Origin of the sequence: Pseudomonas sp. MB-090624 (genome assembly GCF_003205245.1) — a bacterium.
GTDB classification, from domain to species: Bacteria; Pseudomonadota; Gammaproteobacteria; order Pseudomonadales; family Pseudomonadaceae; genus Aquipseudomonas; species Aquipseudomonas juntendi.
The window spans coordinates 18,854-31,994 of the sequence record NZ_QJRK01000015.1 but is presented as its reverse complement, the minus strand read 5'-3'; the positions used below and the strand labels follow the sequence as shown (position 1 = coordinate 31,994).

General features: G+C 63.8%; 14 protein-coding genes and 1 pseudogene. 12 read left to right on the top strand and 3 right to left on the bottom strand.

The annotated features are described in order from the left end of the window. Positions 1–12 precede the first annotated feature (12 nt). The 12 genes and pseudogenes from ubiE (at position 13) to DMX12_RS30270 (ending at position 10,181) form a co-directional block, all read left to right on the top strand. Complete coding sequence (gene ubiE, locus DMX12_RS10590) at positions 13–783, top strand: bifunctional demethylmenaquinone methyltransferase/2-methoxy-6-polyprenyl-1,4-benzoquinol methylase UbiE (RefSeq protein ID WP_009682367.1); 771 nt, start codon at positions 13–15, stop codon at positions 781–783. Further along, on the top strand, positions 783–1,406 hold the full coding sequence (locus DMX12_RS10585) for an SCP2 domain-containing protein (RefSeq protein WP_110677442.1): 624 nt from the start codon (positions 783–785) through the stop codon (positions 1,404–1,406). The genes ubiE and DMX12_RS10585 overlap by 1 nt, the downstream gene beginning before the upstream one ends. Then, complete coding sequence (gene ubiB, locus DMX12_RS10580; RefSeq protein WP_029886369.1) at positions 1,403–3,022, top strand: ubiquinone biosynthesis regulatory protein kinase UbiB; 1,620 nt, start codon at positions 1,403–1,405, stop codon at positions 3,020–3,022. The genes DMX12_RS10585 and ubiB overlap by 4 nt, the downstream gene beginning before the upstream one ends. 72 nt (positions 3,023–3,094) lie before the next feature. Beyond that, positions 3,095–3,487 carry a phosphoribosyl-AMP cyclohydrolase gene (gene hisI, locus DMX12_RS10575; protein WP_003249284.1) on the top strand — a complete coding sequence of 131 codons (393 nt, stop codon included), beginning with the start codon at positions 3,095–3,097 and terminating at the stop codon, positions 3,485–3,487. Position 3,488: 1 nt separating this feature from the next. Further along, entirely contained in the window at positions 3,489–3,824 is a 336-nt protein-coding gene (locus tag DMX12_RS10570) for a phosphoribosyl-ATP diphosphatase (protein ID WP_009684306.1), read from the top strand. A 61-nt stretch (positions 3,825–3,885) separates the two neighbouring features. Beyond that, complete coding sequence (locus DMX12_RS10565; RefSeq protein WP_029886370.1) at positions 3,886–4,158, top strand: twin-arginine translocase TatA/TatE family subunit; 273 nt, start codon at positions 3,886–3,888, stop codon at positions 4,156–4,158. A 3-nt stretch (positions 4,159–4,161) separates the two neighbouring features. Further along, on the top strand, positions 4,162–4,539 hold the full coding sequence (tatB, locus tag DMX12_RS10560) for a Sec-independent protein translocase protein TatB (RefSeq protein ID WP_110677441.1): 378 nt from the start codon (positions 4,162–4,164) through the stop codon (positions 4,537–4,539). Further along, positions 4,536–5,324, top strand: coding sequence for a twin-arginine translocase subunit TatC (gene tatC / locus DMX12_RS10555; protein ID WP_009684304.1), 789 nt, complete (start codon positions 4,536–4,538; stop codon positions 5,322–5,324). The genes tatB and tatC overlap by 4 nt, the downstream gene beginning before the upstream one ends. After that, positions 5,321–6,028 (top strand): 16S rRNA (uracil(1498)-N(3))-methyltransferase, encoded by a 708-nt coding sequence (locus DMX12_RS10550; protein WP_054912124.1) that lies wholly within the window; start codon positions 5,321–5,323, stop codon positions 6,026–6,028. The genes tatC and DMX12_RS10550 overlap by 4 nt, the downstream gene beginning before the upstream one ends. A 100-nt stretch (positions 6,029–6,128) precedes the next feature. After that, positions 6,129–8,045, top strand: a complete 1,917-nt coding sequence (locus DMX12_RS10545) for a methyl-accepting chemotaxis protein (protein ID WP_110677439.1) — start codon at positions 6,129–6,131, stop codon at positions 8,043–8,045. A gap of 192 nt (positions 8,046–8,237) precedes the next feature. Next, positions 8,238–9,278, top strand: a pseudogene (locus DMX12_RS30275) (methyl-accepting chemotaxis protein); the annotation flags it as partial. A 9-nt stretch (positions 9,279–9,287) separates the two neighbouring features. Continuing rightward, positions 9,288–10,181 carry a methyl-accepting chemotaxis protein gene (locus DMX12_RS30270; protein ID WP_371928257.1) on the top strand — a complete coding sequence of 298 codons (894 nt, stop codon included), beginning with the start codon at positions 9,288–9,290 and terminating at the stop codon, positions 10,179–10,181. A 122-nt stretch (positions 10,182–10,303) separates the two neighbouring features. On the opposite strand, the gene DMX12_RS10535 is transcribed toward DMX12_RS30270, so the two are convergent. The 3 genes from DMX12_RS10535 to DMX12_RS10525 all read right to left on the bottom strand — a co-directional run bounded on the left by DMX12_RS10535 (position 10,304) and on the right by DMX12_RS10525 (position 12,949). Next, positions 10,304–11,038 carry an amino acid ABC transporter ATP-binding protein gene (locus DMX12_RS10535; protein WP_110677437.1) on the bottom strand — a complete coding sequence of 245 codons (735 nt, stop codon included), beginning with the start codon at positions 11,036–11,038 and terminating at the stop codon, positions 10,304–10,306. Then, the gene (locus tag DMX12_RS10530; protein ID WP_009684299.1) at positions 11,031–11,993 is read right to left on the bottom strand and encodes an amino acid ABC transporter permease; all 963 of its coding nucleotides are present in this window, start codon (positions 11,991–11,993) and stop codon (positions 11,031–11,033) included. The genes DMX12_RS10535 and DMX12_RS10530 overlap by 8 nt, the downstream gene beginning before the upstream one ends. Positions 11,994–12,151: 158 nt before the next feature. Beyond that, positions 12,152–12,949 carry a transporter substrate-binding domain-containing protein gene (locus DMX12_RS10525; protein WP_033690660.1) on the bottom strand — a complete coding sequence of 266 codons (798 nt, stop codon included), beginning with the start codon at positions 12,947–12,949 and terminating at the stop codon, positions 12,152–12,154. Positions 12,950–13,141 lie beyond the last annotated feature (192 nt).

Genomic DNA, 13,141 nt, shown 5'->3' with positions numbered 1-13,141 from the left:
CGGTGAAGCGATATGAACGACCAGCGCAAAGGCGACCACGCCGAACCCACCACCCATTTCGGCTACCAGGACGTCCCTGAAAGCCAGAAAGCCAAGAAAGTTGCCGAGGTATTCCATTCGGTAGCTGCCAAGTACGACCTGATGAACGACGTGCTCTCCGGCGGCATGCACCGCCTGTGGAAGCGCTTCACCATCGAGCTCTCGGGTGTGCGCAGCGGCAACCGCGTGCTGGACATCGCCGGTGGTACCGGCGACCTTGCCGCCAAGTTCTCGCGCCTGGTCGGCCCGACCGGGCAAGTGGTACTGGCCGACATCAACGACTCGATGCTCAAGGTTGGCCGTGACCGCCTGCTGGACCGCGGCGTGGCCGGCAACATCGAATTCGTGCAGGCCGACGCGGAAAAGCTGCCGTTCCCGGACAACCACTTCGATTGCGTGACCATCGCCTTCGGCCTGCGCAACGTCACCCACAAGGATGCAGCCATCCGCTCGATGCTGCGTGTACTCAAGCCCGGCGGCCGCTTGCTGATCCTGGAGTTCTCCAAGCCGACCAACAAGCTCATGTCCAAGGCCTACGATGCCTACTCGTTCGCCTTCATGCCACTGGCCGGCAAGCTGATCACCAACGACTCCGAAAGCTACCGCTACCTCGCCGAGTCGATCCGCATGCACCCCGACCAGGAAACCCTGAAAAGCATGATGGTCGAGGCCGGCTTCGACCGCGTCACCTACCACAACATGACCAGCGGCATTGTTGCCGTACACCGGGGAATCAAGCCCTGATGCTGCTGGCCGGGCTGCTCGCCAGTGTCGAACAGGGCCTGAACCGCGTCCTGCGCATGGACAGCACGGCCCTGCCGCGGCTGGGCGCGCTGGCGGGCAAGGTCATCGAGATAGACTGCCGCCAACCGGCCTTGCAGGTGTTCATCCTGCCCGATGAAGAGGGCCTGATGCTCGCCGCCCACTGGGAAGGCGAGGTCGACTGCAGCCTGCGCGCCCCGGCCGGCAGCCTGGCGCAACTGGCCATGGCCAAGGACAAGACTGGCGTGTTGCACAGCCCACAGGTCGAACTGCACGGCGACAGCGCCGTGCTGCTCGACCTGTTCGGTGTGCTGCAGGACCTGGAACTGGACTGGGAGCACGAGTTGCAACGCTGGCTCGGCCCGGTGGCCACGGCCCTGCTGGCCGGCCATATCCGCCTGCGCGCGCGCTGGACCCGCCAGGGCCTGGCGCGCTTCAGCCAGAATTTGTCCGAATACCTGGCCGAAGAGTCGCGCACGCTGGTCGGCAAGCGCGAAGCCGAGGCTGCCTTCAGCGAACTCGATGCCCTGAAACTCGACACCGAACGCCTTGAGGCGCGCCTCAAGCGCCTTTCCCGATCCCTTGATTCCAGCGATAACGCATGAAGCTGCTCGCCGTCCGCCGCCTTTTCCGCATTCAGCGTGTGGTCATCCGCTACCGCCTGGATGACCTGCTGTTCGATCAACCCCTGCTGCCCTGGTGGCTGGCCAGCCTGCGCCTGCTGATGCCGTGGCGCTGGCTGCCACGCAAGCCGTCCGAGCTCAACCGTGGCGCACGTCTGCGCCTGGCGCTGCAGGACCTGGGGCCGATCTTCATCAAGTTCGGCCAGTTACTGTCCACCCGCCGCGACCTGCTGCCCCCCGACATCGCCGACGAACTGATGCTGCTGCAGGACCGCGTGCCGCCATTCGACCCGAAACACGCCGTGGCGTTGATCGAAGCGCAACTGGGTGCCAAGGTGGGCGAGCTGTTCAGCCGCTTCGACGTCGAGCCGCTGGCCTCGGCCTCGGTCGCCCAGGTGCACGCCGCGCGCCTGAAAACGGGCGAAGAGGTGGTGGTCAAGGTGGTACGCCCCGGCCTCAAGCCGGTCATCGCCCAGGACCTGGCCTGGCTGTTCCTGATTGCCAAGGCCGCCGAGCGCGCCTCGGCCGATGCCCGCCGCCTGCACCCGGTGGACATCGTCGGCGACTACGAAAAAACCATCTACGACGAACTCGACCTGCTGCGCGAAGCGGCCAATGCCAGCCAGCTGCGGCGTAACTTCGAAGGGTCCGAGCTGATGTACGTGCCCCAGGTGTACTGGGACCTGTGCCGCCCCAAGGTGCTGGTCATGGAGCGCATCTATGGCGTACCCGTGACCGACATGGCTACCCTGGCCGACCAGCGCACCGACATGAAGCTGCTGGCCGAACGGGGTGTGGAGGTGTTCTTCACCCAGGTGTTCCGCGACAGTTTCTTCCATGCCGACATGCACCCGGGCAACATCTTCGTCAGCACGGTCAAACCGTGGAGCCCGCAATACATCGCCATCGACTGCGGGATCGTCGGCAGCCTCACCGCCGAAGACCAGGACTACCTGGCGCGCAACCTGTTTGCCTTCTTCAAGCGCGACTACCGGCGTGTGGCCGAGCTGCACATCGATTCGGGCTGGGTCCCGGCGCATACCAAGGTCAACGAATTCGAAGCCGCGATCCGCACCGTGTGCGAACCGATCTTCGAAAAACCGTTAAAGGATATTTCCTTCGGCCAGGTGCTGATGCGCCTGTTCCAGACCGCACGGCGCTTCAACATGGAAGTGCAGCCGCAGTTGGTTCTGCTGCAAAAAACTTTGCTCAACATCGAAGGCCTCGGCCGCCAGCTGTACCCCGACCTGGACCTGTGGAGTACCGCCAAGCCCTACCTGGAACGCTGGATGCGCGAGCGCTACAGCCCCAAGGCCATGTTCGGCAACCTGCACAGCCAGGTCGAGCAGTTGCCGCACCTGGCCGGTATGACCCGCGACCTGCTCGAACGCCTGTCGCAACCGCATTTGCATGATCCGCAACTGCCAGAGCGCCGCAAGGGCGACCGCTGGGCGCTGCGCCTGCTCGGGGCCGGCCTGCTGGGCGGGGGCGCGGTACTGGCCGCGGGTGCTGCCGAGGCCGCCAGCCTGGCCGCGCCTGCAGCCTGGCCCGCCTGGCTGATGCTGGCCGCCGGCCTTTACCTGATCGTGCGCCAATAGCCAGCCGCGCCTGTGGCTGGCACACTAGCGCAAATGGCCCGGTACAGGAGCGGGCTCGCTTTGGAGTCGACGATGAAAGACTGGCTGGACGAGATCAAGTGGAACAGCGATGGCCTGGTGCCAGCGATCGCCCAGGACCACAAGACCGGACGGGTGCTGATGATGGCCTGGATGAACCGCGAATCGCTGGCGCTCACGGCCGCCGAGCAACGCGCCATCTACTGGTCGCGCTCGCGTGGCAAGCTGTGGCGCAAGGGCGAAGAGTCCGGGCATGTGCAGAAGCTGCATGAACTGCGCCTGGACTGCGACGCCGACGTCATCATCCTGATGGTCGAGCAACTGGGCCATATCGCCTGCCATACCGGCCGGGAAAGCTGCTTCTATCGCGTCTACGAAGACGGCCAGTGGAAAATCGTCGACCCGGTCCTCAAGGACCCGGATGCCATCTACAGCGCAGGACACTGACATGAGCGACACCCTCAACCGCCTGGCCGCCGTGCTTGAAGAACGCAAGCAAGCGGCGCCCGACAGCTCCTATGTGGCCAGCCTGTACCACAAGGGCCTGAACAAGATTCTTGAAAAGCTCGGCGAAGAGTCGGTCGAAACCATCATCGCCGCCAAGGACGCCGCGCACAGCAAGGATTACAGCGATGTCATCTACGAAACCGCCGACCTGTGGTTTCATAGCCTGGTAATGCTCAGCGCGCTGGGCCAGCATCCGCAAGCGGTGCTGGACGAACTGGAGCGCCGCTTCGGGCTGTCCGGGCATGATGAGAAGGCTGCGCGAACGCCTTCTGCCTGATGCATTTGCGGGGGGCGCCGGGCGCCCCTGAAGCTTCACTGACATTTTTCAGGAGTACGAAATGGGTATCTTTGACTGGAAACACTGGATCGTCCTGCTGGTGGTCGTGGTGCTGGTATTCGGCACAAAGAAGCTGAAGAACTTCGGCAGTGACCTGGGCGAGTCGATCAAGGGCTTCCGCAAGGCCATGAACGATGAAGAGCACAAGCCGGCCGAGCAAACCCCGCCGCCTGCCCAGCCTGTGCCGCCAGTGCAGAACACCGCCCAGCCACAGCCAGGCCACACCATCGAGGGCCAGGCACAGCCGGTCCAAGAGCCACAGCGGAAAGACTGACCCATGTTCGGCATCAGTTTCAGCGAGCTGCTGCTCGTCGGCCTGGTCGCCCTGCTGGTGCTCGGCCCCGAGCGCCTGCCAGGCGCCGCCCGCACCGCAGGTTTGTGGATCGGGCGGCTCAAGCGCAGCTTCAACAGCATCAAGATGGAAGTGGAGCGTGAAATCGGCGCCGACGACATCCGCCGCCAGCTGCACAACGAGCACATCCTGCAGATGGAAGAGGAAGCCAAGCGCATCCTCAACCCGCTGACGCCACCGGCACAGCCGCCCGTGACCACCGCCACCGTGCAGCCACCCGCCGGGGTCGCAGCCAAGCCAGTGGAAACACCGGCCACCCCGGGCACAACCACTGAACCGCCTCAACCGCCGCGAGCCCCATGAGCGAGAATCCGGAACACGACCAGCCAATGCCGCTGGTTTCGCACCTGACCGAACTGCGCACCCGCCTGCTGCGCTGCGTTGCGGTCATTTTCCTGATCTTTGCCGGGCTGTTCTCCTTCGCCCAGCAGATCTACACCCTGGTCTCCGCCCCCCTGCGTGATCACTTGCCGGCCAATGCAACGATGATCGCCACCGACGTGGCCTCGCCGTTCCTCACGCCGTTCAAGCTGACCATGATCGTGTCGCTGTTCCTGGCCATCCCCTTCATCCTCCAGCAGATCTGGGGCTTCATCGCGCCGGGGCTGTACCGCCACGAAAAGCGCATCGCGATCCCGCTGCTGGTGTCGAGCATCCTGCTGTTCTATGCCGGTATGGCGTTCGCCTATTTCCTGGTGTTCCCGCTGATGTTCAAGTTCTTCGCGGCAGCCACCCCGGCAGGCGTGGCCATGATGACCGACATCGCCAACTACCTCGATTTCGTGATGACGTTGTTCTTCGCCTTTGGCGTGGCCTTCGAGATCCCGGTGGCGGTGGTGCTGCTGGTGTGGATCGGCGTGGTCGACGTGAAGTACCTGAAGAAGATCCGCCCTTACGTGATCATCGGCTGCTTCGTGGTCGGCATGATCCTCACGCCACCGGACATTTTCTCGCAGACCCTGCTGGCCGTACCCATGTGGTTGTTGTTCGAAGTCGGCGTGCTGTGCGGCAGCCTGGTGCGCAAGCGCAGTGCCCACGACGAAACTGCCGACGATTCCAACGACCAGCCACCAGCGACTCAACCGTGAACCTGCTGCTGCTTGAACAGGCCGACTTCGTTTCGGCCGACCGCGTGGTGCTGGCTGACCGGCGCTTCACCCACATGCAGGAAATCCACCGCGTGGCGGTCGGCGACCAGCTGCGGGTGGGCCGCGTCAACGGCTTGATGGGCAAGGCCACGGTGCTGCGCCTGGCACCGCACCAGGCCGAGCTGGAGGTGGCCTTCGACCAGCAACCGCCGGCCAAACTGCCGCTGACCCTGGTGCTGGCTGTACCCCGCCCGAAGATGCTGCGCCGGCTGTTCCAGACCGTGGCTACCCTGGGTGTACCGCGGTTGATCCTGCTGAACAGCTACAAGGTCGAGAAAAGCTTCTGGCAAACGCCGTTCCTGCAGCCGGAAAACATTCGGGACAACCTGATCCTCGGCCTGGAACAGGCCCGCGATACGGTACTGCCCGAGGTGATCATCGAGAAGCGCTTCAAGCCGTTCGTCGAAGACCGCCTGCCCGCGATCGCTGCTGGTACCCTGGGCCTGGTCGGTCACCCCGGCCCGTACCCTGCTTGCCCGCGCGCCGTGGACCAGCCCGTGACCCTGGCCATCGGCCCCGAAGGTGGCTGGATTCCTTACGAAATCGACCTGCTGGGCAAGGCAGGCCTGGCGCCCGTGCAGCTGGGTGAGCGCATTCTGCGCGTCGAAACGGCCGTCACTGCGCTGCTTTCGCGCATTTTCTGACGCAAACGCCACCTAATCGCCCATCAAGTTTCCCCTTCCCGGGCCGATGGCCTTGGCAACACAACAAAGTTTCGTGCTGCCAAGCCGACCGGGAGTCTACATGTATCAATGGTTAGCCCAATCGCTGGGCAATATGAGCGTGAACCGCAAACTGGGAATGGGTTTCGGCCTGGTCCTGCTATTGACCGTGGCCATCACCCTGACCGGCTGGCACGGCATGGACAGCATCATCGGCCGTGGCGACAAGCTGGGGAACATCTCGGTCATTCAGCAGCACACTCAGGAACTGCGTATCGCCCGCCAGCGTTATCAACGCGAGCGTGACGATGCCTCGATCGCAGACGTGGAAAAAGCCCTGGCTACGCTGGACCGCCAGGTGCAAGTGATGCTCGGCCAGATCGAGCAGCCCGCCGACCACCAGCGCCTGGAGCAGCAGCGCGAGGCCGTGCGCGGCTACCAGCAAGCCTTGGGCGAGCTGAAGCAGGCCGGCCAACGCCGCGAGGCAAGCCGCGCAGTGCTCGGCGATAGCGCCGACAAGGCCGTGGAACTGCTGAACCGGGTGCAACAGCGCCTGCGCCAGGGCGGCGACATAAGCCAATACCAGTCCGCCGTGGAGGTCAACGCCCTGCTGCAGCAAGCCCGCTTCCAGGTACGCGGTTATACCTACAGCGGCAATGCCGAGTACCAGCAAACCGCTTTGAAAGCCATCGACCAGGCCTTGCTCGAACTGCGGGCCCTGCCGGCCAAGGTGCCGGCCGACTACGCCGCCAGCCTGGACGACGCTACCACTGCCATGGGCGGCTACCGGGATGCGGTCAACCAGTTCGGCGCTGCCCAGACGACCAGCGATCAAGCCTTGCAACGCATGGTCGAGCTCGGCGCAGCGCTGCTGCAGACCAGCGAGGCGATGACCACCTCCCAGACCGCCGTACGGGATAGCGCTGCCGCCCAGGCCAAGACCCTGCTGCTGATCGCCACCGTGCTGGCGCTGGCCCTTGGCCTGCTGGCAGCCTGGGCGATTACCCGGCAGATCGTCGTGCCCCTGCGCCAGACCCTGAGCGCCGCCGAGCGGGTAGCCAGCGGCGACCTCAGCCACAACCTGCCGGTAGACCGCCGTGACGAGCTGGGCCAGTTGCAAGCCAGCATGCAGCGCATGACCCAAGGCTTGCGCGAGCTGATCGGTGGCATCGGCGATGGGGTAACGCAGATCGCCAGTGCGGCCGAGCAACTGTCGGCGGTGACCGAGCAGACCAGCGCCGGGGTCAACAACCAGAAGGTCGAGACCGATCAGGTGGCGACTGCCATGAACCAGATGACCGCGACCGTGCACGACGTGGCACGCAACGCCGAGCAAGCCTCGGAAGCGGCCTTGATGGCCGACCAGCAGGCCCGTGAAGGTGACCGGGTGGTGGGCGAAGCGGTGGCGCAGATCGAGCGCCTGGCCGGCGAAGTGATCAACTCCAGCGAAGCGATGAACCAGCTCAAGGCCGAGAGCGACAAGATCGGCAGCGTGCTCGACGTGATCAAGTCGGTGGCTCAACAGACCAACTTACTGGCGCTCAACGCAGCGATCGAGGCTGCCCGTGCAGGCGAAGCCGGGCGCGGCTTTGCCGTGGTGGCCGACGAGGTGCGCAGCCTGGCCCAGCGCACCCAGCAGTCGACCGAAGAAATCGAAGAACTGATTGCCGGCTTGCAAAGCGGAACCCAGCGGGTGGCCAGCGTGATGGACAGCAGCCGCCAACTGACTGACAGCAGCGTCGAGCTGACCCGCCGCGCCGGCAGCTCGCTGGAAACCATCACCCGTACCGTGTCGTCGATCCAGGCGATGAACCAGCAGATCGCCACCGCGGCAGAAGAGCAAACGGCCGTGGCCGAAGAGATCAACCGCAGCGTGATGAATGTGCGGGACATTTCCGACCAGACCTCGGCGGCCAGTGAGGAGACGGCCAGCTCCAGCGTGGAGCTGGCGCGGCTGGGCACCCATTTGCAAGGGTTGGTGGGGCGCTTCAGGCTCTGATCGGGTGTGCCTGGCCTCTTCGCGTCAGTTCGGCGCGGAGCGGCCAGGCACAGGCGACACATTTCCTACTAGCCGCAGCGAAATTTCCTACCTGATTATCAGGTCAAGTCCTACAGCTCCGCTGCCGATGGGCAAAGGTATCATGCCGGCAATACGCCTGCATGCCCTCCCCCTTTCGCACGGAGACTCACCATGCTCGGCTACCTCAACCGCAAGCTCGGCAACATCAGCGTGGCTGCCAAGCTGGCCCTCGGCTTCGCTGTGGTCCTGCTGCTTACCCTGGCCACCACCATCAGCGGCTGGCGTGCGTTGGACGACGCCATCGTCCGCTCGCAACAGCTCAGCGAAATCGGCCGGATCAACGACCTGACCAAAGACCTGCGCGCAGAGCGCATCACCTTCCGCGTGCTCAACGACGACGCCAGCAAGGCCACTATCGGCAACATCCTCGACCAGCTCAACAGCATGCTCAGCACCCTGCAGCAGCGCAGCAACGTCGATGAGTCGCGCCAGATGCTGACCGATAAGCTGACCCTGCTGCAGCGCCTGCGCGATGACTTCACCGAGTTGCAGCGCACCGTCGCCAACCGGGTGGCCTTGCGCCAGGCAATGCAGGAGCAGGAGCAGAAGCTCAACGATGCCATCGACGAGCTGCAGACCCAGGCGTTGCTGAACATGCCGGCCCACAGCCAGCAAAATGGTGCCCTGGCGCAAATGGACACCCTCAGCCGGCAAGTGGACGGTGCCAACCAGCAAAGCCTGGTACCCGCCTACACGTTCGTCCCGGTCGAGGACTTTGCCAAAGTCGGCGACAGCGCCCTGGACGCAGCCCAGGCCAGCCTCGAGCAACTGCTCAAAGGCCTGGCGCCGCTTGGCCTGCCACGCGCTGTCAGCGAACAGCCCGGTGTCGAGCTGGCCAAATACCGCGCCAGCCTGGACCAATACCGGCGCGCCGCCGTGCGGGTCGAGCAATTGCAGAACAACATGGAGCGAATGGGCAACGAGTTGCGCGCGCTCAGCCTGGAACTGGGTAAACGCAAGATCGAGCAACGTGACCGCGAAGCCCTGGCCGCCCGCTCGCTGCTCACCAGCGTTGCCTTACTGGCATTGGTGGCGGGAGCCCTGGCTGCCTGGCTGATCACCTTGCAGATTACCCAGCCCTTGCGCCAGACTCTGGCATTGGCGGCGCGCATCGCCAAGGGCGACCTGAGCCAAGTCGACACCGTGCAGCGCCGTGACGAAATGGGCCAGTTGCAGACCAGCATGCGGGAGATGACCTTGAGCCTGCGCGAACTGATCGGGGGCATCGACCAGGGCGTCGGCCAGCTGTCGCAGGCGGCCTCGCAGCTGGCGACCAGCAGCGAAGACACCAAGCTGCGCATCAACCAGCAGCGCGAGGAAACCGATCAGGTTGCCACCGCCATGAACCAGATGAGCGCCACGGTTCAGGAAGTGGCACAAAACGCCGAGCAGGCCTCGCAGGCCGCCACCAGCGCCGACCAGCAGGCTCAGGTGGGCGACCAGGTGATGGCCGAAGCCATCGGCCGCATCGAGCAACTGGCCGGGCAGATGGACCATTGCCTGGCGGCCATGCATCACCTGGCGGGCGAAAGCCAGCGGATTGGCAGCATTCTCGATGTCATCAAGTCGGTCTCCGAGCAGACCAACCTGCTGGCCCTGAACGCCGCCATCGAAGCGGCGCGGGCCGGTGAAGCCGGGCGCGGTTTCGCCGTGGTGGCCGACGAGGTACGCGGCCTGGCCCAGCGCACCTCCACGGCAACCGAAGAGATCGGCCAGTTGATCGACAGCCTGCACAGCGGCACCGACGAGGTCACCCGCTTGCTGGACAACAGCAAGCAGCTGACCGAACAAAGTGTGGAGCTGAGCCGCAGGGCCGGCGATGCCTTGGGCCAGATCACCAACACGGTGTCGAACATCCAGGGCATGAACCAGCAGATCGCCACGGCCAGCGAAGAACAGAGCGTGGTGGCCGAGCAGATCAACCGGAGCGTGCTGAATGTGCGGGATGTGTCGGACCAGACCAGTGCGGCCAGTGAGCAGACAGCGATGTCGAGCGGCGAGCTGGAACAGCTGGGGCAGCAGCTGCGGGGGATGGTCGGGCGGTTCAATATCTGACGCCGCGACGCAGACATCGCAGTGGATGGCACCGGCATTGCCGGTGTTCGCGGCTAAAGCCGCTCCTACACCGACCACGTTGCGTGTAGGAGCGGCTTCAGCCGCGAAGAGGCCGGTGCAGGTTAAAGCACCTGGCGCAGGAAGGCCTGCGCGCGCGGGTCTTTCGGTGCAGCGAAGAACGCGGCTGGCGCCGAGTCTTCCAGCAGCTTGCCGTGATCGAAGAACAGCACCCGGTCGGCCACTTCGCGGGCAAAGCCCATTTCGTGGGTGACGCAGACCATGGTCATGCCTTCCTGGGCCAGGGTCTTCATCACGTCCAGCACCTCGCCGACCATTTCAGGGTCCAGCGCAGAAGTCGGTTCATCGAACAGCATGACCTTGGGCTCCATGCACAAGGCGCGGGCAATCGCTACACGCTGCTGCTGACCGCCGGAAAGCCGTGACGGGTATTCGTTGGCCTTCTGTGCAATGCCCACCTTCTCCAGCAACGCCCGGGCCTTGGCCTCGCGGTCCGCCTTGTTGCGCTTGCGCACCACCTTCTGCGCCAGGCACAGGTTTTCCAGCACGGTCATGTGCGGGAACAGGTTGAAATGCTGGAACACCATGCCGACTTCGCGGCGGTAGGCGTTGATGTCGGTCTTCGGGTCAGCCAGTTGCAGGCCGTCGATGGCGACATGGCCCTGGTCGAAGTGCTCCAGCCCGTTAAGGCAACGCAGGAAGGTGGATTTGCCCGAGCCCGACGGGCCCAGTACCACCACCACTTCGCCCTTGGCCACCTGGGTGGTGACGTTATCCACAGCCCGGACCACCTGGCCGCGGGTGTCGAAAACTTTCAGCAGGTCACGGACTTCAATCACTTTGCGCAAGCCTCCGCTCGAGCCGGCTGGCAATGTGCGACAGCGGCAGGTTGATCAGCAGGTACAGGCCTGCCACGCAGAACCAGATCTCGAAGGTGGAGAACGAGGTGGTAATGGCCTCGCGGCCGCTCTTGGTCAGTTCGGTAATGGCGATCACCGACACCAGCGAGGTGTCCTTGACCAGGCTGATGAACTGGCCGGCCAAGGGCGGCAGTACGCGTTTGAAAGCCTGGGGCAGGATCACGTGGCGCATTGACTGGCCGGCGTTCAGGCCCAGCGAGCGTGCAGCTTCGTTCTGGCCTTTGGCAATCGACTGCACCCCGGCACGGACGATTTCTGCCACATAGGCGCCCGTGAACAACGCCAGTGCAGCCACCCCGGCAAATTCGCGGGACAGGTTGAGCACCGTACCGATGAAGAAGTAGAAGATGAATATCTGCACCAGCAACGGGGTGCCACGCACCAGTTCGACGTACACCGTCGACAGGTCGCGCAGGGTCGGGTTGGTCGACAACCGGCACAGGCCGGCGAACAGGCCGATCACCAGGCCCAAGGCGCCGGACACGACCGAGATCCATAGCGTGGTCCACAGGCCCCAGGCCAGCGGCCCGGCGGCCCAGTGGCGGGTCACACCGATCTGGTCGCCCTCGGCAACATCGTCGCCGCGGCTCAGTTGCAGGCTGTCCGCGTCCACATCCAGCACCTGCTCGGCGCCGCTTTCGTCCTTCAGCGTCACGCGGGCGTTATCGCCGGAAATGACGATTCCCTGCACGGTGCCGTAATCGGCTGCACGCTGGGTTTCCTCGGCCTTGTAGGCGAAGTACTGCGGAACGCGGTTCCAGCGCCACTCGTAGGAAATCATCGAGGTGGCCATGTACAGGCTGAACGCCAGGCCCACCAGGACCAGCGCGGTCAGCCCGTGCCAGGGCCACTGGGCTTTCTTGTGTTTGATCACGTGGGTACTCCAGAAAGCGTCAAGCCGCAAGCTGCAAGCTGCAAGCTGCAAGCACAAGCACAAGCAAAAGCGGATCGGTGCACGGTCCGCTTGCGCTTGAAGCTTGTGGCTTAAAGCTTGTGGCTTGTGGCTTGTGGCTTGTGGCTTGAAGCCAGCCTTTATTCCATTTCCTTCAGCCAGTCCTTGTTCTTGAACCACTTGTCGTGAATACGATCGTAGGTCCCGTCGTGCTTGATCTGGTGCAGGAAATTGTTGATGAAGTTGATGCTGTCGTAGTCGCCTTTCTTCAGGCCGAAGGCCAGCGGCTCGTAGGTGAAGGGTTCTTCGAGGAACAACAGCTTGCCGGCACCGGCCTTGTCCACCGCCACCACGTTATAGGGCGCGTCGTAGACAAAAGCGTCAGCCTTGCCGTTGACCACATCCATCACGGCTTCCTGCTCGTTGTCATAGCCATGGTACTTGGCTTTGCCGATCAGCTTCTTGGAAACCATTTCGCCGGTGGTGCCAAGCTTGGAGGTGAGGCGGTACTTCTCGTTGTTCAGGTCCTTGTACGACTTGATCTCGCCTGCCAGTTCCTTGCGGATCAGCAGGGTCTGGCCAACCACGATGAAGGGTTCGCTGAAGTTCAGGCGCAGGTTGCGTTCCTGGGTAAGGGTCATGCCGCTGCCGATCATGTCGAACTTGCCGGTCAACAGCGCCGGGATGATGCCGTCGTAAGCGGTGGACACCGCCTCGAACTTGACGCCCATCGACTTGGCCATGGCTTTGAGGATATCGACCTCGAAGCCGATGATCTCGCCACGCTTGTTGGTCATCTGGAACGGCATGTAGGTCGGGTCCATGCCCACCCGCAAGGTGCCGCGCTTGACCGCATCATCGATGGCGCCGGCCTGCGCCGCTGTCACGGCGACCAGGGCGGTGACACCGACCAGCAGTCGCGAAAGGTATTTCTTGATCATCACCAAGTCCCCTAGCAAGAAAAGTAGCGAATCTTATTGTGTTGGCACGGCCGTACCGGCCGATGCTTCGTATCGGAGAGGGATGCTAACGCATGCCGGCCCGGGGACCTAGCACTGGGGGGGACTTTGTTGGCCAAAATCAGGGTTGGGCCCTTAAAGCTTCGCGGGCACGCCCGCTCCCACAGGGAA